Source organism: Oceanobacillus sp. FSL W7-1309 (assembly GCF_038002145.1).
Taxonomy (GTDB): Bacteria; Bacillota; Bacilli; order Bacillales; family Amphibacillaceae; genus Oceanobacillus; species Oceanobacillus profundus.
This window is the reverse complement of the sequence record NZ_JBBOBX010000002.1, coordinates 564043-588401: the sequence shown is the minus strand read 5'-3', so window position 1 is coordinate 588401 and position 24359 is coordinate 564043. Positions and strand designations below refer to the sequence as shown.

The 24359-nt window shown below is 37.6% G+C and carries 22 protein-coding genes; 5 read left to right on the top strand and 17 right to left on the bottom strand.

The features are described 5' to 3' along the window. Positions 1–109 precede the first annotated feature (109 nt). The 10 genes from NST46_RS15550 to NST46_RS15505 all read right to left on the bottom strand — a co-directional run bounded on the left by NST46_RS15550 (position 110) and on the right by NST46_RS15505 (position 13839). Positions 110–322 carry an acetyl-CoA carboxylase biotin carboxyl carrier protein subunit gene (locus NST46_RS15550; RefSeq protein WP_095308858.1) on the bottom strand — a complete coding sequence of 71 codons (213 nt, stop codon included), beginning with the start codon at positions 320–322 and terminating at the stop codon, positions 110–112. A gap of 23 nt (positions 323–345) precedes the next feature. After that, the gene (locus NST46_RS15545; RefSeq protein ID WP_341137451.1) at positions 346–1686 is read right to left on the bottom strand and encodes an acetyl-CoA carboxylase biotin carboxylase subunit; all 1341 of its coding nucleotides are present in this window, start codon (positions 1684–1686) and stop codon (positions 346–348) included. 10 nt (positions 1687–1696) lie between these two features. After that, the gene (locus tag NST46_RS15540; RefSeq protein WP_118890418.1) at positions 1697–3331 is read right to left on the bottom strand and encodes an AMP-binding protein; all 1635 of its coding nucleotides are present in this window, start codon (positions 3329–3331) and stop codon (positions 1697–1699) included. Between the two features lie 24 nt (positions 3332–3355). Further along, positions 3356–4498: an acyl-CoA dehydrogenase family protein gene (locus NST46_RS15535; RefSeq protein WP_095308853.1), complete on the bottom strand. Its 1143-nt coding sequence runs from the start codon at positions 4496–4498 to the stop codon at positions 3356–3358. A 42-nt stretch (positions 4499–4540) separates the two neighbouring features. Further along, positions 4541–5167, bottom strand: a complete 627-nt coding sequence (locus tag NST46_RS15530) for a TetR/AcrR family transcriptional regulator (protein WP_341137757.1) — start codon at positions 5165–5167, stop codon at positions 4541–4543. A 594-nt stretch (positions 5168–5761) separates the two neighbouring features. Beyond that, complete coding sequence (gene parC, locus NST46_RS15525) at positions 5762–8212, bottom strand: DNA topoisomerase IV subunit A (RefSeq protein WP_095308844.1); 2451 nt, start codon at positions 8210–8212, stop codon at positions 5762–5764. 243 nt (positions 8213–8455) lie between these two features. Next, the gene (gene parE / locus NST46_RS15520; RefSeq protein ID WP_341137450.1) at positions 8456–10411 is read right to left on the bottom strand and encodes a DNA topoisomerase IV subunit B; all 1956 of its coding nucleotides are present in this window, start codon (positions 10409–10411) and stop codon (positions 8456–8458) included. 405 nt (positions 10412–10816) lie between these two features. Further along, positions 10817–11236 (bottom strand): CoA-binding protein, encoded by a 420-nt coding sequence (locus tag NST46_RS15515; RefSeq protein WP_341137449.1) that lies wholly within the window; start codon positions 11234–11236, stop codon positions 10817–10819. Between the two features lie 13 nt (positions 11237–11249). Beyond that, positions 11250–12776: an ABC transporter permease/substrate-binding protein gene (locus tag NST46_RS15510; protein ID WP_303449752.1), complete on the bottom strand. Its 1527-nt coding sequence runs from the start codon at positions 12774–12776 to the stop codon at positions 11250–11252. Beyond that, complete coding sequence (locus tag NST46_RS15505) at positions 12769–13839, bottom strand: ABC transporter ATP-binding protein (protein WP_341137448.1); 1071 nt, start codon at positions 13837–13839, stop codon at positions 12769–12771. The genes NST46_RS15510 and NST46_RS15505 overlap by 8 nt, the downstream gene beginning before the upstream one ends. A 202-nt stretch (positions 13840–14041) precedes the next feature. Here NST46_RS15505 and plsY point away from each other — a divergent pair, with 202 nt between their 5' ends. The 4 genes from plsY (at position 14042) to NST46_RS15485 (ending at position 16279) form a co-directional block, all read left to right on the top strand. Further along, positions 14042–14623 carry a glycerol-3-phosphate 1-O-acyltransferase PlsY gene (gene plsY / locus NST46_RS15500; protein WP_095308834.1) on the top strand — a complete coding sequence of 194 codons (582 nt, stop codon included), beginning with the start codon at positions 14042–14044 and terminating at the stop codon, positions 14621–14623. Between the two features lie 94 nt (positions 14624–14717). Beyond that, positions 14718–15653 carry a GTP cyclohydrolase FolE2 gene (folE2, locus tag NST46_RS15495; RefSeq protein ID WP_095308832.1) on the top strand — a complete coding sequence of 312 codons (936 nt, stop codon included), beginning with the start codon at positions 14718–14720 and terminating at the stop codon, positions 15651–15653. Between the two features lie 5 nt (positions 15654–15658). Beyond that, entirely contained in the window at positions 15659–15880 is a 222-nt protein-coding gene (gene yidD / locus NST46_RS15490) for a membrane protein insertion efficiency factor YidD (RefSeq protein ID WP_095308830.1), read from the top strand. 111 nt (positions 15881–15991) lie between these two features. After that, positions 15992–16279 carry a HesB/YadR/YfhF family protein gene (locus NST46_RS15485; protein ID WP_095308828.1) on the top strand — a complete coding sequence of 96 codons (288 nt, stop codon included), beginning with the start codon at positions 15992–15994 and terminating at the stop codon, positions 16277–16279. Positions 16280–16360: 81 nt separating this feature from the next. Here NST46_RS15485 and NST46_RS15480 read toward each other — a convergent pair whose 3' ends face one another. The 7 genes from NST46_RS15480 to NST46_RS15450 all read right to left on the bottom strand — a co-directional run bounded on the left by NST46_RS15480 (position 16361) and on the right by NST46_RS15450 (position 23242). Beyond that, entirely contained in the window at positions 16361–16660 is a 300-nt protein-coding gene (locus NST46_RS15480; protein ID WP_095308826.1) for a hypothetical protein, read from the bottom strand. Further along, positions 16660–17085 (bottom strand): acyl-CoA thioesterase, encoded by a 426-nt coding sequence (locus NST46_RS15475; RefSeq protein WP_095308824.1) that lies wholly within the window; start codon positions 17083–17085, stop codon positions 16660–16662. The genes NST46_RS15480 and NST46_RS15475 overlap by 1 nt, the downstream gene beginning before the upstream one ends. 301 nt (positions 17086–17386) lie before the next feature. Continuing rightward, the gene (gene tlp / locus NST46_RS15470; protein WP_095308822.1) at positions 17387–17611 is read right to left on the bottom strand and encodes a small acid-soluble spore protein Tlp; all 225 of its coding nucleotides are present in this window, start codon (positions 17609–17611) and stop codon (positions 17387–17389) included. 101 nt (positions 17612–17712) lie between these two features. Beyond that, positions 17713–17802 carry a hypothetical protein gene (locus NST46_RS21875; RefSeq protein ID WP_240033873.1) on the bottom strand — a complete coding sequence of 30 codons (90 nt, stop codon included), beginning with the start codon at positions 17800–17802 and terminating at the stop codon, positions 17713–17715. 130 nt (positions 17803–17932) lie between these two features. Next, entirely contained in the window at positions 17933–18544 is a 612-nt protein-coding gene (locus NST46_RS15460; protein WP_095308820.1) for a peroxiredoxin family protein, read from the bottom strand. 627 nt (positions 18545–19171) lie between these two features. Beyond that, positions 19172–21883 (bottom strand): aconitate hydratase AcnA, encoded by a 2712-nt coding sequence (acnA, locus tag NST46_RS15455; RefSeq protein WP_341137447.1) that lies wholly within the window; start codon positions 21881–21883, stop codon positions 19172–19174. A 249-nt stretch (positions 21884–22132) separates the two neighbouring features. Further along, on the bottom strand, positions 22133–23242 hold the full coding sequence (locus tag NST46_RS15450; RefSeq protein ID WP_341137446.1) for an ATP-binding protein: 1110 nt from the start codon (positions 23240–23242) through the stop codon (positions 22133–22135). A 236-nt stretch (positions 23243–23478) separates the two neighbouring features. Between NST46_RS15450 and NST46_RS15445 the strand changes: the two genes are divergently transcribed. After that, on the top strand, positions 23479–23937 hold the full coding sequence (locus tag NST46_RS15445; RefSeq protein ID WP_095308814.1) for a DUF2621 family protein: 459 nt from the start codon (positions 23479–23481) through the stop codon (positions 23935–23937). The last annotated feature ends 422 nt before the right edge of the window (positions 23938–24359 follow it).

Sequence of the window (24359 nt, the reverse complement as noted above, 5' to 3'; positions counted from 1 at the left end):
TTTTTCATGCATTAATGGTCTGTTATACTCCCACCTCTAAACAAGAGGGAAATAATATGTGTGAAGAATGAAGTTTCACTTCTATGAAGCAGCCTAGTTATTTTCTAACCTATTCAATAACGGCAAGAACATCTTCATCATTTACAAAATCACCCTCTGCAACTTTTAATTCTTTTACTACCCCAGATGCTTCCGCTGCAATTGGTATCTCCATTTTCATGGACTCAAGTATTACAATATCCTGACCTTCTTCCACTTGTTCTCCTACAGCCACTACAATTTTCCATACATTCCCTGCCATACTCGCTTTCACTTCTTGCATATCCGTATCCTCCTCAGTTTCCTTTATTTATGATAGAATTTTTCAATAAAAGCTGTCGTTGTGTTTCCTTTTATAAATTGTTCATGCTGTACAATCTCTTGCAACATAGGAATATTTGTTTTAATTCCATCGATTTTATAACTGGATAAAGCTTCCTTTAATATAGCGATTGCTTCTTTGCGATTAGACCCTTTTACAATTAATTTTCCAATCATTGGGTCATAAAACGGTGTTACATCATAATCGGCAGTCACACCTACTTCATTCCGTATATTCGGTCCCTCAGGTAATTCAATATGAGAAATATGACCTGGTGAAGGGAAGAACGTAACTGGATTTTCTGCATAAATTCTCGCTTCAATCGCATGACCATCTATTTGCAAATCTGTTTGTTTAATTGTTAATGCCTTACCGGAAGCAATGTGTAGTTGCTCTTCCACAATATCAATTCCTGTAATTTCTTCAGTTATGGGATGTTCAACTTGAATTCTTGTATTCATTTCCAAAAAGTAAAAATTTTCTAATTCATCAACTAGAAATTCAATCGTCCCTGCATTGGTGTACTCAAGTGCCTTGACAGCTTTAACTGCAGCTTCGCCCATACGCTGTCTTGTGGATTCTGAAATAAACTGTGACGGAGCCTCTTCAATAACTTTCTGATTTCGACGCTGTATCGAACATTCACGTTCATATAAATGAATTGCATTTCCGTGATGATCTGCTAAAATTTGTATTTCAATATGGCGGGCATTTTCAATTTTCTTTTCCATAAACATGGATCCATCACCGAAAAATGTATGTGCACGCTTTGAATTCCCTTCAAATGCTTTGGCCAGCTCTTCTTCTGAGTAAACAACCTGCATACCGATTCCGCCACCCCCAGCCGAGGCCTTGAGCATAATTGGATAACCAATTTTCTCTGCCATTTTTACTGCGTCCTCTATCGCCGCAATCGCTTCATCCGTTCCGGGCACAACAGGAATGCCAATTTTATTCATTGCATTTCTTGCCGCTATTTTACTTCCCATCTGCTTTATGACGCTCCCTGTTGGTCCAATGAATATCAATCCTTCTTCCAAACAGCGATTAGCAAATGCTTCATTCTCACTAAGAAAACCATATCCAGGATGAATCGCGCAGGCTTTCGCTTCTTTTGCGACAGCAATTATCCGTTCAACATTTAAATAGCTCTCATTTACACGTGGAGCTCCAACCAAAAAGCTCTGATCCGCCATCGATACATATGGAGCCTCTTGATCTGCTTCTGAATAAATAGCTACTGTTTGAATTCCTAATTTCTTACATGTGCGAATAATTCGTGCTGCAATTTCTCCTCGATTTGCAATAAGCACCTTTTTTATCATATGCTCCCCCCTAGGATTGAAGTTGCTGCATCGCAATCTCTCTTAATTTAAACTTCTGTATCTTCCCGCTAGCTGTCATTGGATATACATCGACAAATTCGATATACTTGGGTATCTTGTGCCTCGATATTTTCCCATTACAATAATCTTTAATTTCTTCGCTTGTTATCTGTTTATTATCCTTTAAAATAATCCAAGCCATGACTTGCTCTCCATATTTTTCATCAGGTACTCCGATTACTTGTACATCTAGAATGTCTGGATGCTGATATAAAAACTCCTCAATCTCTCGTGGGTAAATATTCTCTCCGCCGCGTATAATCATATCTTTCATTCGTCCAGTTATTTCAATATAGCCATTTTTATGCAACACCGCTAAATCACCGGTATGAAGCCAACCTTCCTTATCAATGGCTTCCCTCGTTGCCTCGGGATTATTGTAATAGCCTTTCATCACAAGATACCCTCGAGTTAGCAGCTCACCTGGAACACCGATTTCTTGTTCTGTATCCGTTCCAGGTATAACGATTTTTACTTCCACATTAGGGTGTGGTTTTCCAACCGTATTTACTTTCAATTCAATTGGATCGTCTGTTCTTGTTTGTGATATCACCGGTGACGATTCTGTTTGACCATAAGCAATTGTAATTTCTTTTGCGCCCATTTTATTCATCACATTGGACATTACTTCTACTGGACAAGTTGATCCCGCCATAATACCTGTTCGCAAATGGGACAGATCAAATTCATGAAAACGAGGATGATTTAATTCTGCAATGAACATTGTAGGAACGCCATGAAGTCCCGTGCATTTTTCTTCTGAAACAGCTTGCAATACCTTCTCTGCGTGAAATTGCTCCAGTATAACCATCGTTGTACCTTTGGATACCGCAGCAAGTATGCCTAATACACAGCCAAAACAATGGAAAAACGGTACTGGTATGCATAATCGATCGTTAGGAGTAAGCTTCATGCAATCAGCAATCTGATTGCCGTTGTTGACAATGTTTCGATGTGTTAGCATAACCCCTTTTGGAAATCCAGTAGTTCCTGATGTATATTGCATGTTAATGACATCATCTTCGTTCAGCGATTGTTTCCGTTGCTCTAAATGAACATTATTGATACCATTACCTTTTGCAATGACTTCCTTCCACGTATAGGCATAATGATATTCCGCATCACTAATTACAATGATATTTTTTAAGTTTGGTAATGTTTCTAACCGTAATTTTCCTTTTTCCTGAACTCCTAACTCGGGGCATAGCTGTTTTAAAATATCAACATAGGATGTTCCTTTATAGCTTTCGGCCATTATTAAGGTTGTTGCTTCAGACTGCTTTAGTAAATATGTTAATTCATTCGCTTGATAATTTGTATTTACCGTTACAAGGACAGCTCCCATTTTGCCGGTTGCAAATTGCGATGTAATCCATTCTGGTTTATTATCAGCCCATATTGCTACATTTTCCCCTTTTTGAATACCTAGGGCCATCAATCCTTTTGCGGCTTGGTTGACCATTTCATTAAATTCCGAATATGTTTTCCGTAATTTTAATTCTGGATAGACGATTGCTTCATGATTTGGATATAAATCCACCTGTTTTTCAAGCAGCTCACCAACAGTTAAGCCTAATAATGACATGAATTCTCCCCTTTCTAATCTGGACTAGCAGCCTAGTTCTCTAGCAATAACCAATCGTTGAACCTCAGACGTTCCTTCTCCAATTTCTAGTAGCTTTGCATCACGTAAATAGCGTTCCACCTCATATTCACGCATATAACCATAGCCCCCATGAATTTGGATCGCTTGATTTGCTGAGCGGAATGCTGTTTCACTCGCAAACAGTTTGGCATATGCGGCTTCTTTTCCAAAAGGCTTTCCTTGATCCTTTAACCATGCAGCTTTATGCACCATATTTCTTGCAAGCTCAACTTCCATTGCCATATCAGCAAGCTTGAATTGGATCGCTTGGAATTTAGAAATTGAATTACCGAACTGCTTCCGGTCTTTTGCATATGCTAGTGCTTTATCAAGTGATGCTTGCGCTATTCCAAGTCCAAGTGCTGCAATTGAAATTCTCCCTCCATCTAAGGTATAGAGAAATTGATTGAAACCTTTATGTTCTTCTCCCAATACATTTGTTCTTGGCACACGAACATTTTCAAGTACAATTTCAGCCGTATCCGACCCGCGAACCCCCATCTTATCGTAATTGCTCGTTATCGTAACCCCTTTCGTATCTGCAGGAACAATAATTGAAGAGATCATGCTTTTTCCTTGTTCATTTTTACCAGTGACAGCGGTTACAATAATGATTTTGGCAAAGCTTGCATTCGTAATAAAGCATTTTTCACCATTAATGATATAATCTTCTCCATCAATTATCGCGGTCGTTTTCGTTCCTCCTGCATCTGATCCAGCATTTGGTTCGGTTAATCCAAATGATCCAAGCGCTTTCCCTGAAGCAAGGGGCTTTAAATAGGTTTCTTTTTGCTCGTCAGTTCCGAAATAATAGAGTGGACTTGCACCAAGAGAAACTGCCGCAGCATAACTTAATCCAGTACTTCCACATACACGCCCAATCTCTTCCACTGCTAACGCATAAGAAACTGTATCTCCCCCAGATCCACCATACTCATCTGGAAACGGAATTCCTAGTAAGCCAAGCTCCCCCATTTGATCAAAAATATCGCTTGGAAATTCTGCTTTCGTGTCAATTTCAACTGCTCTTGGTCGGATGACTTCTTCAGCAAAGTCTCGAACCATCTTCTTAATCATCGCTTGTTCTTTCGTTAATTCGAAATTCATGCTATTCCCCCTCATAAGTTAAGACCGACTAGTTGGTCTGTTTTAGCCATTTCGATTCCCTTTTGCAAAGAATGGCAAGTCTAACAGTATTTCTTTATAATTATCTTTAGAAATCGTTTCTGTTTGGAGAACTGCATGCAAAATTAAATCAACAAAGATATCTCCAATTTCATCCATCGTGTTTGCACCTGATTGCCGGTACCACTTATAAATCCAGTTCACCATTCCTAAGATTGCCATTGTTGTAATTTCAACGGACAGTTCTTCTCGAAACTCACCAGACTTCTTTCCCTCTTCAATTGTTCGCATGACAATTTGTTTGAATTGATCCCTTTTGTCTTTCACTGACCTTTGATATTGTTGCTTTAAATACGTACTCTCCTGATAAAAGACAGAAATATGTGCTTTATACAGGCCGAAAACGTTTACAAATTCTTTCACAATTGCTTTTAATTTTTGGGTTGGTGAATGATGCGTTTCATATGCGTAAACCCCTTTTTCTAATACATGCGTTATAAATGTATCGTGAATTTCAAATAATAATTCATCTTTAGAGGTGAAATGATGATAAAATCCACCTTTAGAAGTACCTACATTTTCAACAATCTGATTCACACTAACTCCATGAAACCCGTATTGTTCAAATAAAATTAAAGACGACTGGATGATTTTATTTCGTAATTCCGTTTATAAGCCCTCCTTCAATAAATTTACTCTTACTTTACCATACTAATCTGAATTTAGAAAGTGTTTTCATAGTTATAAATAAAGTTGGTTCATTGAATTAGATTTGAAAGAAACTCCAAACTAACTTCCCGGCTGTTTGCTTCAAGTATGTGCAATAATCGCCTTCCGGGACCGCTTCGGGCGGATGCTTTCCGTGGGCACGGCTCCGGAAGAAACCCGCTTCCGGTGAGTCTTCAGACACGTGCTGTTCCCACTGGAGTCACCGCCCTCCGCTCACCCGGACTGGTAGCGCATCGATATTGTTTTTAATTCCACAAGTAATAATTGGTGAGCATATACTAGCGGAGGAAATATACGTAGACTCCTGTGGGAAGAAGAGCATCGGTGAGACTACGCAGTCCGGCAGCACAAGGAGGCTCACCAGCTCCCCTTTGGATGCGCGAATTATATTTCCGGAGCGGGTAGACGCACAATCCATTTAAATACACTAATCCACAGTTTATATATTTTCAGTACTAGAAATAATAATGTTAAACAACATTAAATAGGGGCAGCTTAAAAGCTACCCCTGAAATTTTATTCTATTTCATCAAATGGTTTTTGATAAACCGCTTCTTTCCACACTTCAGTTACTTCACCTTCGTTATCCGAATCGATAACAAAGGATCCATTACTAGATCGATCGCTTGCAGATAACTCAAGCGGGAATAAGTTGTGCAGACTGCCATTACTTGTTTCAAAACATATTGTATCATTTTCATTTATTGCGAAAAACCCTTTGATTCGATGTGGCTTACTTTTTAATTCTCTTAACATGGTTAACCCACGCTTAGCACGAGTTGATTTTTCAAATTCCCTCATTCTCATTCGTTTGCAAGCTCCGCGCTGTGTAATAATAACAATTGAAGGGTTAGTTAGTTCATTAAATACCTGTCCATTAACAATGAATTCCTCATCTTTGAGCATCATTGCTTTTACGCCAGCAGCTCTCTGTCCAACTACTGAGATTTCCGATTCATGGTACCATAATCCATACCCTTTATTCGAAACAAGGAACACATCCATATTTCCGTCTGTTTGACAAACATTAACTACCTCATCACCATTTTTCAGATTTAATGCGATAAGTGCTTTCGATTTCCGCTGCGCATCATAAAGACTGAATTCGCTTCGTTTTACCATACCGTTTTTTGTAAAGAACAGCAGGTAATTCATTGACTCATTAAAATCGCGTACTGGAATACATTGAATGAGTCGTTCATCCTTGTCAAGCTGGGCAATATTTGATACATGCTGTCCAGTGTCTTTCCAACGAATGTCTGGAAGCTCGTGAACTGGAGTGATCAAATATTTCCCTTTATTCGTAAATAGAAGCACTTTGTCAGTCGTATTTACTTCTAGTAAACTAATCGGATAATCATGTTCCTTCAAGGCCAAATCTTCGCCATTTGAAGCACTATACGATCGCAAACTTGTGCGTTTAATATATCCATCTTTCGTTACTGAAACAAGTACATCCTCACTTGCAACAGTTACTTCAATATTGATTTTCAGCTCTTCAATTTCTGCTTCAATCATCGTACGTCGACCTTCAGCAAATGTCTTTTTGATTTGTTTCAAATCTTTTTTGATTGTTTGAAGTAGCTTCTTTTCACTATTAAGAATACCCTCTAATTGTTCAATTCTTTTTAGTAATTCGGCAGCTTCACTTTGTAGTTGTGTAATATCCGTATTTGTCAGCCTGTATAATTGTAGTGTAACAATTGCCTCTGCTTGCGCTTCTGTAAAACCGTATGCTTCCATAATTTGTTTCTTCGCATCAGATTTATCTTTTGAAGCACGGATTGTCGCAATTAATTCATCTAGAATAGAGATTGCCTTTATCAGGCCTTCTACGATATGGGCACGATCTCTGGCTTTTTTTAAATCAAATTTGGTTTGTCTTGTAACTACATCTTTCTGATGCCCAATATACGCATCTAGCATTTGAGGTAATGACAATAGTTTCGGAGTTTTGTCCTGAATGGCAACCATATTAAAATGATAGGTCACTTGCAAATCCGTATTTTTATAAAAATAATTCAAAATGCCTTCACTATCTGCATCTCGTTTCAATTCAATAACAACACGTAAACCAGTACGATCTGTCTCATCTCGTACTTCTGCAATACCTTCTACTTTACGATCGATTCGCAGCTCGTCCATCTTCTTAACCATATTGGCCTTATTGACCTCATACGGTATGTCCGTAATGACTATTTGTTCTCGATTACCTCGAACAGCTTCAATCTCTGCCCTTCCACGAATAATAATTTTACCGCGACCTGTTTCATATGCCTTTCGGATACCATCAATACCTTGAATAATTCCTCCGGTTGGAAAATCAGGACCTTTCATTACTTGCATCAATTCCTGAACAGTAACTTCTGGATTATCCATACGCATAATAACAGCATCAATTACCTCTGCTAAATTATGCGGGGGAATATCCGTTGCATAACCTGCAGAGATACCTGTCGAGCCATTCACAAGCAGGTTAGGAAATTTCGCTGGTAGAACAACTGGTTCAGAACTCGTTTCATCAAAGTTTGGGATAAATTCAACAGTTTCCTTGTCAATATCACGTAAAAGCTCTGACGAGATACTGGATAACCTAGCTTCTGTATAACGCATAGCTGCCGGTGGATCTCCATCAATACTTCCGTTATTCCCATGCATTTCAATCAAAACATTTCTTACTTTCCAATCTTGACTTAAACGAACCATTGCCTCGTAGACTGAAGAATCACCATGTGGATGATAGTTACCAATAACGACACCCACCGTTTTAGCTGATTTCCGGAAATGCTTATCATGTGTATTCTTCTCTTCATGCATCGCATAAAGTATTCTTCGCTGTACTGGCTTTAGCCCATCCCTTGCATCTGGCAAAGCCCTGTCTTGAATAATATATTTACTGTATCGTCCAAATCTGTCACCAATTACTTCTTCTAATGGAAGATCTAAAAACTTTTCTGTTTGTGACAAATCAATCCCCCCTTACTTGTTTCCATCTATATTCTTGTTTTGGGATCGCTTTATAAAGTGAAACTTTAATTCAGTGGGAGTTTCACTTTCTCTCCCACTAATGTCAGCACCACTAGGGAGAACCGCAGGCCCTTGAAAAAAATCAGGAACTTACGGAATGTTTACCCCATCATCACATTTTTACTTCTCTCCATTTTAGCGTGGGGTATTACAACCCATTAATACGTAATAAATTCGATATACTTAATGTTCGGAATGTATCCTTTCATTTTCTAAAATGTTAGTATCCTCTTCCAAACCAAATTTAACATGTCCCTCTATCCATTTCCTTCTTGGCTCTACTTTATCCCCCATTAATGTTGTTACACGACGCTCTGCTCTTGCAATATCTTCAATGGTTACCCGGATTAATGTTCTTGTTTCTGGATTCATTGTCGTTTCCCAAAGTTGGTCAGCGTTCATTTCACCAAGACCTTTATAACGCTGAATCGTGTATCCATTTTTAAACACTTTAAGAGCTTCTTTCATTTCAGCCTCATCCCAAGCATAGACAATTTTTTCACTTTTTCCTTTACCCTTAGAGATTTTAAATAGAGGCGGCAGTGCGATAAATACTTTTCCTGCTTCTACAAGGGAACGCATATAACGATAAAAGAACGTTAATAAAAGTACTTGAATATGAGCACCATCTGTATCCGCATCCGTCATAATAATAATTTTATCGTATTGCACATCATCCAAGTCAAAGTCCCCGCCAACTCCAGCTCCAATTGTATGGATAATAGTTGAAATCTCTTCATTCTTAAACACGTCTTGCAGCTTAGCTTTTTCTGTATTAATTACTTTTCCGCGCAAAGGTAAAACAGCCTGGAATTTTCTATCTCTTCCCTGTTTAGCAGAACCCCCTGCTGAATCACCCTCAACAAGGTAGAGTTCATTTCTTTGTGGATTTTTCGATTGTGCCGGTGTGAGCTTTCCACTAAGAATCGTATCTTTTCTTTTACGTTTTTTACCTGACCTTGCATCCTCACGTGCTTTACGAGCTGCTTCGCGGGCTTCTTTCGCCTTTATTGCTTTCTTAACGAGCATGCCAGATACATCTGGGTTTTCTTCTAGAAAATAATTTAGATTTTCAGATACGACTGCATCAACAACAGATCGAGCTTCAATAGTGCCTAATTTGCCTTTCGTTTGCCCTTCAAATTGAAGCTTATCCTCAGGCACTCGAACAGAAATAATTGCAGTAAGTCCTTCTCGTATATCTGTACCTTCTAGATTTTTATCCTTCTCTTTTAATGTACCTATTCTTCTAGCATATTCATTGAATGTTCTCGTAATGGCACTTCGCGCACCAGATTCGTGTGTTCCACCATCTCTTGTACGAACATGGTTAACGAAAGAAAGCATGCTCTCTGCATAACCATCATTAAATTGAAACGCAAACTCGACCTCTAACCCATGCTGTTCCCCTTCAAAAGATACAACTGGATGTAATGTATCCTTCTCTTCATTTACATATTCGACAAAGGAAACGAGGCCATCTGGAAACTCATATAATTCCTTTTCATTATTTCGCTCATCAATAAGTTCTATTTTTAAACCTTTTAATAAAAATGCAGACTCACGCAAACGTTCCGAAATGGTCTCAAAATCATAATCTGTTGTACTAAAAATCGTCGGGTCTGGCTTAAAATGAATAGTAGTTCCTTTCTTCCTTGTTGGACCTCTTTTTTCAAGCGAGCTAACTGGTTTTCCACCAGCCTCAAAACGCTGATAATATATAAACCCGTCCCGATGTATTGTTACGTCCAACCATTCGGATAATGCGTTTACTACGGATGATCCTACACCATGTAATCCACCACTTGTTTTATATCCACCTTGTCCAAACTTTCCACCTGCATGGAGCACCGTAAAAATAACCTCGGTTGTCGGTTTGCCAGTGCTATGCATTCCGGTGGGTATACCGCGTCCACTGTCCTGAACAGAAATACTATTATCTTTATGTATCGTTACTTTAATTTCATTTCCATAGCCTGCTAAAGCTTCATCAACAGCATTATCCACAATTTCAAAAACAAGGTGGTGCAGCCCACGGCTGTCTGTACTTCCTATATACATTCCTGGTCTTTTTCTAACAGCGTCAAGACCCTCTAGAACTTGGATGGAATCATCCGAATATTGGAATTCATTATTCAATCAATCCACTACTCCTTTCAAAAACAAAAACAATCCACTTTCTTTATAATAGAACAATTGTTCGTAATTGTAAATTAATCATTTTTTTATAAGACACCTTCTATTCAATCATCATATCGCAGAATATGCTAATAAGTATACTACAATTGCCATTTTAATGCATAAAACAGCTAAAAAACATTCTATACGTGCTATATATTCCCTACGTAATTTTAAATCGTGTGAAATTGTAAACATACTAAATTTGGAAGAAAAAGTAAATATATCCCCCGTACTTGCATTGTTTTTTTCTTAGTTATAATCGCATTTGAAACCCTGTGGACGAATGTTTATTTGCTTAATTGCCAATAAAAAGGATGACATAAGTTCGTCATCCTTTTCAAGCATTTTTTAAATTGTTGACCATTATTTTTTAACAAGCACAGCATGCACCACTTTAATGCAAAGATCCATAATTACGGTAAAATCTCTTTCTTTTAGGTAATGATAGGCTTCTTCATTGACAATTCCTTGCTGGGCCCAAAAAATACGACAATCAGTCTCTGCTGCTTCTTTCGCAATTTCTGGTAAATACTCTGGTCTTCTAAAAATGTTTATAATATCAATCTTGTCTGGAATAGCCGTTAGCGAAGAATATGCCTTCTCACCAAGCACCTCTTCCACTGTCGGATTAACAGGAATAATTCGATATCCGACCTCCTGCATAATTTTTGCAATTTGATAGGCTGTTTTATCTTGATTATTAGATAGTCCTACTACTGCAATCGTTTTTGCTGATTCTAATATTTCTTTTAATTCATCATTTGCTGGATTTTCCCAAGCCACCTGAACACCCTCCTTAATTTGTTATCAAACCTTCTCGTATTAAGTATTCCCTTGCAACTTCTTCTGGCGATTCATCTTCATAATCCACTTGATAATTCATTTCACGCATTTCATCATCCGTTATTTTTCCAGCGAGCTGATTTAAAATATCTCGTAGTTCCGGGTATTCCTCTAATGTATCCTCACGCAATAGAGGAGCACCTTGATATGGTGGAAATAGATTCTCTGGATCGGATAATGTTACTAAATCCAATTCTACCATATAACTATCCGTGGCATAAGCATCAATGATGTCAACCTCACCGTTTGATAGCGCAGATTCTCTTATTCCTGGTTCCATTGTTTTTACGTCTGCGATTTGAAGATTATATAAGTCTTGCATTCCCACGTATCCATCATAACGATCGTTAAATTCTAATGTAAACCCAGCAGTAATCTCATTCTCAATTTGTTTTAAATCACCAATTTCTTCAAGATCGTATCTTTCCGCCAATTCTTTTGTCGTTGCTACGGTGTACGTATTATTATATTCCATTGGCATAAGCAATTCCATGCCAAATTCCTCTTTCATCCCTTGTTTTGCCTGTTCATAAACTTCCATAGCATCATTGCTTGCTGCTTGGTCTTCTAAGTGTGTTACGATAGCAGTTCCAGTAAATTCTGGGAAAATATCAATACTCCCCTCTTGCAGTGCACTAAAAACAAAGGCAGTTTTCCCGAGATTTGGCTCCAATCCAACTTCAAGGTCTGTGTCTTCTTCAATTAGCAATTTGTACATATTCATAAGTATAGCCGGTTCAGATCCCAATTTTCCACCAATAACAAGATCATCCTGTTTAGTTCCATTAAAAATAAGTGGCGTGACGACGATTAGAACTACAAGTACAAGCATAGCTATAAAAGATTTTAAACCTGCTTTTTTTGAAAAACGTTCAAAAATACGCAATATCATATCCAATATAATTGCAAGCAATGCTGCAGGTATCGCTCCAAGTAATATTAGATGAATATCTGCACCACGATCTAATCCTAGTAAAATAATTTCACCTAATCCTCCAGCACCAATTAAAGCAGCAATTGTTGTCGTACCCACGATTAAGACCATAGACGTTCGGATCCCAGCCATAATTACTGGCATGGCAATTGGTAATTCAATTTTAGTTAAACGTCGGAAGGAATTCATTCCCATTCCAGTAGCAGCTTCTTTTAGCGCAGGATTTACTTCTTTAATACCGGTATATGTATTTCTTAGAATTGGTAATAAAGCATAAAGAATTAATGCAATAATTGCAGGTGTAGTACCTATCCCAAAGAACGGAATAAGAAATGCCAGTACAGCAAGACTCGGTATTGTCTGCAAAACAGCTGAAATGCCAATTACGGGCTCTGCTGCTTTAGGATACCTAGTCAAAAGCAATCCTAATGGAACTGCAATAACAATTGCAATAATTAATGAGATCAAGGAGATCTGCAGATGTTCCATAATCGTTTGCCAAAGCATATCTTGTCGTTGCTTGAAAACAGCAATAAAATTATCCAATATGTGTCACCCCATTTTCTGTATCTGTTTTACTTTTTAGGAATGAAACAATTTGTGGATAAGTTAAAATGCCAACAACTTGTTGTCTATTCAAAACAGGGAACAGTGTCTGATCACTTTCCTGAAGTAACTCAACAGCTTGATACAATGGCATATCGTGTTGAATCGTCTTTCCATGAAACACACTGCCATTTCTAACCATATCTACATAATGACTATTTTCATCGATTACGATATAGGTTCCCTGACGTGGAAAAGTCTGTGACTCGTAAATGGATTTCGTTATAATTGCATCCATCTGTTGATCTGCAATCCCCCCAACTTCTGTTTGCCATGGGGATTTTTTATTTCCGAGAAAATCTTTAACAAAATTATTAGCTGGGTTTAAAACTAATTGTTCCGCTTTGTCTACCTGAACCATTTTACCGTTCTTCATTAAACAAATACGATCACCTAACTTCAATGCTTCATCCATGTCATGGGTTACAAATACAATTGTCTTCTTAATTTCCTTCTGTAATTTCTGAATATCGTTTTGTAGTTGTTCTCTACTGATCGGATCCAGAGCACTAAATGGTTCGTCCATTAATATAATATCTGGATCAGCAGCGAGTGCACGAATGACACCAATCCGTTGCTGCTGTCCTCCAGAAAGTTCTCCCGGCATACGATTCCCGAATGTCGATGGATCTAAACCAACCATATCAAGAAGATCATGGCTTCGACTTACAATTTCTTGCTTTTTCCATTTTTTCATTTCAGGAACTACTGCAATATTTTCAGCAATTGACATATGGGGGAATAATGCAATTTGCTGAAGAACATAACCAATATTCCATCTTAATTCGTGTATGTTATAATCTGTAATAGCTTTACCATTTATGTATATTGATCCTGATGTGGGATCAATTAATCGATTAATCATTTTCATCGTTGTTGTCTTTCCACATCCGCTGGGTCCAATTAATGTCAGCAGTTCCCCCTCTTTAATTTCTAGCGAAAAATCTTTAATTGCTTCCGTTCCATCTGGATATACTTTATGTACATTTTTAAATTCGATCATGGCTTTGCTCCTCGTTATTCAAAGTCTACTTTTAGGGTAATACCCTCTTTTCTTTTTTATAAACATTTTAATTCTTAAATCGTTATCGTATAATAGTTCATATTTTAGGTTCTTTATCTTTACGGTTCATGCTAAAATAAACGATAGTACATCACATCAATCAAAAAAATCATTTAATTTAATAATGAAAGTAGGAAAAAATATGGAATATATCGTATTTGCTATTATTGCTTATTTATTAGGCTCTATACCATCAGCACTGCTAGTAGGTAAAATTGGTTACAAAATGGATATTCGGGAGCATGGAAGTGGCAACCTCGGAGCTACCAATACATTTCGCGTCCTCGGTATAAAAGCAGGAATTATTGTAACATTAGCAGATATTTTAAAAGGAACAGCAGCAACACTAGTCCCATTATTATTTGATGTGGAGATTTATCGACTTGCAATTGGAGTTTTCGCAGTTATTGGACATATGTACCCTTTATTTGCACGATTTAAAGGTGGGAAAGCTGTTGCGACTTCTGGTGGCATTATTTTAGGTATATATCCATTGTTATTTTTAATCATGATTGTCACTTTTATCTCATCCTTATATCTTTCTAAATATGTATCATTATCATCCATGGTTACTGGAGTGATTAGTGTTTTTGTATCAATCTTCTTTAAAGACATCGGATTGATTATTGTCGTTGCCTTACTAACAGCTTTTGTTTTCTACAGGCATTTGGAAAATATCAAACGTATTCGCAATGGAACGGAACCTAAAATAAAATGGATGTAATACAATAATCACCATTCCAATCCAATAAATTGAATAATAAATATCCATTCAGTATACTTATCATTACTTGAGAATTTGAAAGGGGACTTATATATTGCAACACACCAAAATATTCCCGCTAAAGCAATTACCGACGAAAGAACAACGTCATAAATTATTTGGTTCTGTCCAACCAGCAGAAAGAACAAAACCTGTTGAAAAGAGTAAAATGGCAGACCTGCAAAATACAAAGAAAGACTTTCTTTTTGATCTGAATGTAGTCGGGATTTCCAATGTAAAATACCCAATTACAATTGAAAGCAACATGAACCCTGGCTTTCAAACAAGTATAGGTACATTCAAATTTTCGTCCAGTTTAGCTAATACGAGTAAAGGGACGAATATGAGCCGGTTTATGGAACAATTAAATCAATACCATGAGCAAGGATTCAACATCACATTAGCTAATTTAAAATCTTTTGCAAAAGAATTGGCTGAACGCCTTGAGCAAAAGGATGCAACCATCGAAGTGGACTTCCCTTGGTTTTACGAACGAAAAGGTCCAAGCTCCAATCTTGCAGGGTTAAATCATGCAAATGCTTCAATTCGCGTAACCTACAAGCAAGCGAAAGGAACATCTGTGAATGTAGCTTTATCTGCTTTGATTACAACACTATGCCCTTGCTCAAAAGAGATTAGTGAGTATAGCGCGCATAATCAGCGTGGCGAAGTAGCAATGGATATCACCCTTTCTGATGACTTTGATGAAAACAAAACAGATTGGAAGGAAACACTCTTACAAGCAGCGGAAAGTAATGCAAGTGCTAGAATTCATCCTGTACTTAAACGACCAGATGAGAAAATGGTAACAGAGCAAGCATATGAAAACCCTCGATTCGTCGAAGATATAGTTCGTTTAGTTGCAGCCGATTTATACGAGTTGCCTTTTGTCACAAAATTCAATGTCTCTTGTAGAAATGAGGAATCGATTCATCTACATGATGCAATTGCATCCATTACCTTTGATAAGCAAAACGCTGAAATCGAGTAGCAGCGATGAAATATTTATTTATCGGGCTTATAAAATTTTACCGAGCTGCAATCAGTCCTTTTACCCCTTCAACATGTAGGTTCTATCCTACGTGTTCTGAATACGGACTTGAAGCATTTAAGCGTTTTGGCGCAATAAAAGGATCATATTTAACGATAAAAAGAATTAGCAAATGTCACCCATTTCATCCTGGTGGAGTTGACTATGTACCAGAGAAAAAGGAATAGTAAGCTTGGCATCCACCAAACTAGTTACCTATGCAGATAAAAAAGTTTTTTGTACTTTGTTATCTGCCAAGAAAAACAAATAGTATTTACTAACAAAGGGAGTTGTCTTTATTGAACCTAACAGTCAGCACGGAAGCCGCAAAATGGTATAAAGAAGAATTGGATATTGAAGACACAGCTCAATTACGTTTTTTCGTTCGATATGGAGGGGTCGGCGGTAAGATTCCTGGATTTTCCCTTGGAGTCAAACTAGATAAACCCAAAGCAATTTATGCATCCACAGAAGTGGAGAATATTACGCTTTATATCGAAGAGGCTGATGCGTGGTATTTTGAGAACAGCGATTTGGCAGTGCGTTTAGATAAAAAACGGAATGAACCGATTATAGAGTATGTATAATTATAAAGACGATGATCATGATATTGTAGCTCTGATCATCGTCTTTTTATTCACTAAAAATATGCTGGTTTCTTTAAATGCTTACAATTTAAAACGTTCTATTTGTTCCCATTGATTTTCTTTTTCCAGTATTTCAAGCTGGCGCTCACCAAACAAATCAAAATGTGGGTATGTCTCATCCTGATGAACCCATTCTTCTCGAAGTCCATAGGCTCTGCCCCAGGCTGCCAATTTTCCCAAGTCACTGCATCCCACTTTTGTTACCGTATTGCAGCCAGGAAAACGTTCATCTATCCAATAATGTGTCAGAAAAGCTACTTCCCCATTTGCCACATTATCCTTCCAAGCAAGTAATTCACTTCTTTTAATTCCAAATGCCATTATTGTTCACCCTTAATTTGCTCTGAATACGCAAGATGCCATTCCGGAAAAGCCCTTCTTAACGACATCGGCCGAAATGTATCCTTCTTCACAACCGCATGCTTTGTAAATCCACTTACAGCAATATCACCGGCAGAATCCAGAATGTAATAACCATATACCGTTCGCAGCCCATCATAATCCTCCAACCATGTTTCCACATAGGCATCCTCACCATAACGAATGGGCTTCTTAAACGTAATTTGCGCATCGAGTACTGGAGCTACAGCATTATCTTTTTCCATCGCAGCATAACTAAGTCCAAGTGCTTCAATATATTTGGTTCTCCCTATTTCAAACCACACTAAATAATTCGCATGGTAGACAACTCCCATTTGGTCTGTCTCTTGATACCTTACTTCCAACGGTGTTCGTACTTTCTTCATTCCATTTCACTTCCCCTTAATTTTCTCACTTGCTTAATCGTATCATAAAAATGAGAAAAAGTGATTTGTAAAGCGTGTTCAAAAAGGATAATAAAAGAACCGTGGTCGGATAAGTTTGCAATGTCCTTTTGCGACGCCGACACTAGCACGTCCTATGCGTCGAAGTTCGAAGCGGCATAGTTTTGACTACCAGTGTTACACAGGATGTGTATATTTTTCCCGGAATTTTTGGTCAACCTCTTATAGTGATTAAAAAGCGAAACAGCCTCAAACACAAATAGTTTGAGACTGTTTCATTCCGTTATTGATTGGATTCATCCTTTATCTCTTCACGGAAACCTTCTATTGCTTCTTCTCTTCGCTGATTCTTTGCAATGATTTGTTCTTTTTCTTCACCAGAACTGAACTGCATTGTTTCATGTGCTGCTTCTAAATTTTCAATCGTATTTTGCACCATATTTTGGATTTTTTCTGCATTGTCACTGCGATCATCAGGTTTAGCTTGTTGATTATGCTTGTCTGTCATACTGATTCTCCTTTCTCAATTACACAGGCTTATTCTTTCAATAAAATATAATACTATACAAAAAAATGCTACTTCCTTTCACGATAGGAAGTAGCATCTTTTCAGTTTTCATTTACTTTCTTTACAGTCTGATGCATCCTCATGTCCAAATTATTTTCAATTTGCTCCATAAGTTTTCTGTCTTCTAAAATCTGTCTTCGATTTTCTGCAACAAGTTCATCAAAACGTAGCTTCTTTTTAAGAGAAATGGTAATCCACCCCTTTTATATACGTACTACTAAGAAGTATTACCATTTCTACAAAATTTTATAATTAATTGAATTAATTTAAAGCATTAACCATCTCTGTCATATAGTCATACTCCAAAGGTCCAGCTACCCGTGGCTGTTGTACAATTCCATCAGTTCCAATAAAATAAGTTGTAGGAACAACAATAACACCATACTCTTTTGCAATATCTCCATCACGATCTAATGGTATTGGGTAGGTAAAACCATACTCATCAATAAAATTTCGAACGGCTTGCTCACTTGTATCTTTATCTGTTAGATTAACAGCAACCACAACGACTTCATCTTGATTCTCTTCATAGTATTGCTGCATTCCAGGCATTTCTTCTCGACATGGTGGACACCATGTCGCCCAAAAATTCAATATCACTTTTTTCCCTTGCAAGTCCGATAACTTGAATTGCTCTCCATCTAATGTTTCCAGTTCAAAGTCCGGTGCAAGCTTACCTTGTTCAATCCCTACACTTTCAGCAGGAGCAATCGCCCCTCCCTTAACATTTGTATCACCAGTAACATCATATAGATACGTATCTGAATCCTCAGTTTCGTTCGTTTTGTTTTCATTTCTATGATCAATAAAATTACCAATAACGATACCAATTAATACTAACAGCATTGTTAATCCAAAAATTTTCTTAAACAAGTTGATCCTCCTCTATCAGGCCAATAGTTAAACAAGACACTCTCTTCAATCGTATGTATATATCGATGTTTTGTAAAGGTAATTGGATTATTGTTCTTAAAAAATTCATGAATGAAAAACATTTGAAAGAAAATGCGGAGTAACTTCCCAGCTGTTTTCTTCAAGTATGTGCAATAATCGCCGTCCGGGCATCTTAGGGACGGCTTCCTCTATGGAAGAAACCAACTTCCTACGGGTTTCAGACACGTGCTGTTCCCGCAGGACAAGGAATGCTTCGTCAGCTTTTACATCGCACGAATAAAATTGCTTTGTATTTTTGAGGAGTCACCACCAAACGCTCACTCAAACTGGTTTAAGCAATAATTTTGTTTCGGTAAATTATGTTAGAATTAGCTGATGAGCCAATTCTAGCGGAGGAAACATACGTAGACTTCTGCGGGGTACGTGGCCAGAGTGAGACGCTAAAGAACGTCGGGTCAGCCGAAAAAAGCGTAGTGTGTTTCCGGAGCGGGGATTCGTACAATCTCTCAATGCGCATTAGTTCGAAGTTTATATTATATTTGCAATAAAAAATTGCTCTGCCATAGTTAGCAGAGCAATTTTTTGATAGTAATGATTTTGTATAAGTTATGCTTTTACTTTATCACGTAATACCATTTGTAAAATACCGCCATGACGATAGTAGTCAATTTCAACATCACTATCGAAACGTGCGATAGCATTAAATTCTGTTACTTTACCAGTTTCATCTGTTGCAGTAACTTTCACTAGGTCATGCGGGCGAACACTTTCATCAACTACTACGTTGAATGTTTCTTTACCAGTTAAGCCAAGTTTCGCTGCACTTTCTCCTTTTTCAAACTGTAATGGAAGCACACCCATCATTACAAGGTTTGAGCGGTGAATACGTTCAAAGCTCTCGGCGATAACTGTCTTAATTCCTAGCAAGTTCGTACCTTTAGCTGCCCAGTCACGAGAAGATCCCATACCATAATCCTTACCACCCATAACAACAAGTCCTGTACCATCTTGCTGATACTTCATTGCAGCATCATAGATTGGCATTACTTCGCCTGTTGGCCAGTAAGTTGTATAACCGCCTTCTGTACCTGGAGCTAGTAAGTTACGAATACGGATATTCGCAAATGTACCGCGCATCATAATTTCATGGTTTCCACGACGGGAACCATAGGAGTTAAAGTTTCTTGGTGATACACCTTTCTCTTGTAAGAACTTACCTGCAGGCATGTCTTTAGCAATTGCTCCAGCTGGTGAAATATGGTCAGTTGTCACAGAATCACCGAACAATCCAATCGCACGTAATCCTGTTAGCGGATCAACTGTTCCAGCATCCTTTGCTAAACCTTCAAAGAATGGTGGATTTTGAATATATGTTGATTCACTATCCCACTCAAATAACGGCTCATCTGTTGTTTGAATTTCATTCCATTTTTCATTAGAAGAAAATACGTCTTCATACTCTTTACGGAATATCTCAGGAGTAACAACGCTTTGTACTTCATCTTTTATTTCCTGCATTGTTGGCCAAATATCATTCATATAAACAGCGTTTCCGTCTTTATCTTCACCTAAAGCCTCTGTTGTTAGATCAATATCTACTGTTCCAGCTAAGGCATAAGCAACTACTAATGGCGGAGAAGCTAAATAGTTTGCTTTTACTAACGGATGAATACGCCCTTCAAAGTTACGGTTACCTGATAATACAGAAGAAGCAATGAGATCACTATCTACAATCGCTTTTTCAATTTCTTCAAGTAAAGGTCCTGAATTTCCAATACAAGTCGTACAACCATAACCAACAAGGTTAAAGCCTAATTGATCAAGATACGTTTGTAAGCCTGCATCTTCCAAATAGCGTGTAACAACTTTTGATCCTGGAGCCAATGATGTTTTTACATATTCCGGCACTTTCAGCCCTTTTTCTACAGCTTTTTTCGCTACTAGTCCAGCCCCTAGCATTACATACGGGTTGGAAGTATTCGTACAAGATGTAATTGCAGCGATTGTAAGAGCTCCAGTTTTCATTGTAGAAGTAGCACCATTTGGATGTTGTACTATAACTTCTTTATCGAATTCAGATTTATCAAGTCCAAATCCTTGGTTCCCTTCAGGAGCAGTAATTGCTTTATTGAATTCCTTTTTCATATTGGATAGAGAGATCAAATCCTGTGGACGTTTCGGCCCGGATAGATTCGGTTCTAATTCGGAAAGGTTAATCTCAATCACTTTTGTATATTCTGGATCTGCTTGATCTGAAGTATACCAAAGATTGTTTTCCTTACAATATGTTTCTACTAAACTTATTTGCTCTTCACTACGTCCTGTTAAACGAAGATAATTTAACGCTTCATCATCTACTGGGAAGAAGCCACAAGTCGCTCCGTATTCTGGTGCCATATTAGAGATGGTAGCTCGATCAGCAAGTGGCATATCTTGTAATCCCGGGCCAAAATATTCTACAAATTTCCCTACTACATTTTGCTCACGCAGAACCTGTGTTACTTTAAGCGCTAAGTCAGTAGCAGTAGTTCCATTTGGGAAGCTTCCCGTAAATTTAACACCAATTACTTCTGGTGCTGGAAAATAAGATGGCTGCCCAAGCATTCCAGCTTCTGCTTCGATACCACCAACACCCCAACCAAGAACACCTAAACCATTAATCATCGTTGTATGGGAGTCTGTTCCGACAAGTGTATCTGGATACGCATCGTATTCACCAGCATCATTTTTTACACCATGAACTACATTGGCAAGATACTCTAAGTTAACTTGGTGAACGATACCTGTTGCAGGTGGAACAGCACGATAGTTATGAAATGCCTTTTGTGCCCAGTTCAAAAATTCATAGCGTTCTGCGTTACGTTTGAATTCTAAATCCATGTTTGCTTGTAGCGCATTTACTGTTCCATATTCATCAACCTGTACAGAGTGGTCAATAACTAAATCAACCGGAACCTCAGGATTGATTTTATCTGGTTCCCCACCAAGGTCAACCATTGCTTTTCGAAGGGAAGCAAGATCAACAACTGCAGGAACACCTGTAAAATCTTGTAAAATAACTCGGGATGGTTTAAAAGGAACATCTACACCTTCTCCATCCTTCGTTCCCCAGTTTGCAAGGGCTTCAACATGTTCATCTTTGATTTGATGTCCATCATGCTGACGCAATAAAGATTCTAGTAGTACACGGATGGAAAACGGCAAACGCCCCACTTTACCGATCCCAGATTCCTCCAAGCTTTTTAGGCGATAATAGTTATACTTCTTACCTTTCGATTCAAATTGCTTTTTAGCATTAAATACATTTTGATTCGCCATTTTGTTACCCCTTTCATTCACTACTTTTGTTCCCACCTTTAATTAGACAAAGGTATGACAAAATTCTTTCGTTTCAAAAAACGCATCAAATTATTATTAAAATAGGCCTTACATACTTATAATATAGGAATCTACCAGATAAAACAAATAATTGTTCTAATTAAGGCTATATCAATAATTTATGTAAACCGATAACTAAACCTTATACGGATGCACCTGAAGTTTTCATTGCAAGTTATCAATTAAAATTCATTCCTCATTTGAATCCGTAAAAACAAGCTGGAATGTACTGCCCTTCGTCGGATTTTGTTTTATTTCCAAATTTGCATGGTGTGCTTCAAGAATTTGCTTTGTGATTAGCAATCCCAACCCTGTACCGCTTTGCTTCGTCGTAAAAAACGGCTCTCCAAGCTTATGAAGAATATCAGTTGAAATACCACGACCCTCATCTTGGACGGAAATAATAATCTTACCATTTCCATGTTGCGTTGAAAGTATAATGTTCCCTGGCTCTTCCATTGCCTCTATTGCATTCTTCACTAAGTTAATTAGAACCTGTTTAATTTGGGAGCGATCACAGATAATTTCCGCATCTACTGGTCGTTCAATTAAGATTTCAACATTGTTTAACGATGCTTGCGGTCTTAATAATGTGACAATGTCTTCTAGCATGTTTATAACAGGTTCAAGTTTCTTATTATCTGTTAAGGGCTTCGATATGTATAAAAGTTCGGAAGTAATCGTTTCGATTTTTTCAATTTCATCAATCATGATTGTGAAATATTCCTCTTTACGATCAACCCCTGCCTGCAACAACTGTAGAAAGCCTTTTAGAGAAGTTAATGGATTTCGAATTTCATGAGCTATCCCTGCAGCTAACTGACCCGCAACTGTCATTTTTTCGGAGCGAACCATCATTTCTTCCGTTTCTTTTTTATGCGTAATATCCTTTAAGTAAACGAGGTAATGCATAGGTTTCGTACCGCCATCTGTCCATTCTTCAACAATACAATCTAATAAAACATGGTTTCTATCGTTATTAAGAACGTTCAGAACGAAATTCTTCCTTCTATTTTTCTGAGTTTTTATTTGTTCTCGAATATAAAACACATCGTTATCAGTAAACTTTTCATCCCAGTGTGTTCCCAGGAGATCTTCCATCTTGTAGCTCAGTGTGGTCTCGACTGCTTTTGTGGCATAAACAATTTTCCCGTTTCCATCGACAATTAAAAAGGCATCACTACTATTTTCTTCAATCCAATTTTGTACGGATAGGGGTAATGCAGTAACTCTATTGGTATTATTTGTTCTACTAAAAAAAGCTGATATATCCTCGCCATTATTATTATTAACTCCCATAACTGCTCCCCTTTCTAGTAAATCACATCTTATAATATAATTATGATGATAACTTATAGAGTATGACACTTGTTTATCTTTTTTACTCCCATTATAATAGAAAGAAATAGATACCACTTGAATGATTAATCAATGTAATTTTACTACAAGTATAACAAAAAATAAATTAATTATTACAATTGTAGCTAATATTCATAACTATTGCGTTTCGTACATTAAAAAGTTAGGTGAATAGCATGTCAATAATTATCGTATTATGGGGGTTCTTCTTAATTAGTTTGATGGGAATAGGTGGATTTTTCATGTTCCGTAAGTTCTTAAAACGTTTGCCAAAGGATGACGGAAAATCAATCATGGACTGGGAAGAATACTATATGGAAAAAACACGTCATATGTGGAAAGATGAAGAAAAGCAACTACTTGAAGAATTAGTATCGCCCGTTCCTGAGCTTTTTAGAGATGTGGCAAGACACAAAATTGCAAGTAAAATTGGAGAAATCTCTTTAAAAAAAGAGCAAGATTCGATTACACAATCTACTTTAATCGAAGGATATATTATTGCGACACCAAAACGTGATCATAAATTTCTAATTAAAAAATTAAATCAAAAAGAAATCGATATCACTCCATACCATCATCTTTTCGAAGCGTCTCAAGATAATTACGCAACAGACTGGAAAGAAAAATATAAGTAAATGATCTTTCCTCATCGAATAGATTCATGTCGACTAGCGATTTACGGTCTGCCCTCTCCGTTCATTGGAATGGTTCGACTTCCTGAACATTCTTACGTAGCAGAATCACTCTGGAGTATAAGATGAACTTGGCTTTTCACCATTATGGGCAAAAAGCCAAGTTCATCGGAAACATGTCCCTTCCAGGGGTTCCCGACATTAGGTTTTAACCTGTTTTGGGTCAGCCAATCTTCGCCTAGTGTCGATGCCTGGCCCGATTTCACAACAAGGATAGAAATGCGACTAAACCACATGTCTTAGACAGCCATTCGGCAAGTATTCTTTAGATTATCATGAGGCGAAGAAAGTCTTGCTACGGTTTTAGCTCTTCGTGGAAGCAGTTTCTCCGGTATCTAAGTTATCCACGGGATTCAAATTTCATA

What these genes read in the sequence shown, in the direction of transcription:
- tlp (WP_095308822.1), bottom strand. Translation starts at nt 17,611, where the DNA reads ATGACAGACAAGCATAATCAACAAGCTAAACCTGATGATCGCAGTGAC.
- NST46_RS15475 (WP_095308824.1), bottom strand. Translation starts at nt 17,085, where the DNA reads ATGAAGAAAGTACGAACACCGTTGGAAGTAAGGTATCAAGAGACAGAC.
- NST46_RS15550 (WP_095308858.1), bottom strand. Translation starts at nt 322, where the DNA reads ATGCAAGAAGTGAAAGCGAGTATGGCAGGGAATGTATGGAAAATTGTA.
- acnA (WP_341137447.1), bottom strand. Translation starts at nt 21,883, where the DNA reads ATGGCGAATCAAAATGTATTTAATGCTAAAAAGCAATTTGAATCGAAA.
- NST46_RS15545 (WP_341137451.1), bottom strand. Translation starts at nt 1,686, where the DNA reads ATGATAAAAAAGGTGCTTATTGCAAATCGAGGAGAAATTGCAGCACGA.
- NST46_RS15445 (WP_095308814.1), top strand. Translation starts at nt 23,479, where the DNA reads ATGTCAATAATTATCGTATTATGGGGGTTCTTCTTAATTAGTTTGATG.
- NST46_RS15450 (WP_341137446.1), bottom strand. Translation starts at nt 23,242, where the DNA reads ATGGGAGTTAATAATAATAATGGCGAGGATATATCAGCTTTTTTTAGT.
- NST46_RS15505 (WP_341137448.1), bottom strand. Translation starts at nt 13,839, where the DNA reads ATGATCGAATTTAAAAATGTACATAAAGTATATCCAGATGGAACGGAA.
- NST46_RS15540 (WP_118890418.1), bottom strand. Translation starts at nt 3,331, where the DNA reads ATGTCATTATTAGGCTTAACTGTTGGTGAGCTGCTTGAAAAACAGGTG.
- NST46_RS15480 (WP_095308826.1), bottom strand. Translation starts at nt 16,660, where the DNA reads ATGGCATTTGGAATTAAAAGAAGTGAATTACTTGCTTGGAAGGATAAT.
- NST46_RS15535 (WP_095308853.1), bottom strand. Translation starts at nt 4,498, where the DNA reads ATGAATTTCGAATTAACGAAAGAACAAGCGATGATTAAGAAGATGGTT.
- yidD (WP_095308830.1), top strand. Translation starts at nt 15,659, where the DNA reads ATGAAATATTTATTTATCGGGCTTATAAAATTTTACCGAGCTGCAATC.
- plsY (WP_095308834.1), top strand. Translation starts at nt 14,042, where the DNA reads ATGGAATATATCGTATTTGCTATTATTGCTTATTTATTAGGCTCTATA.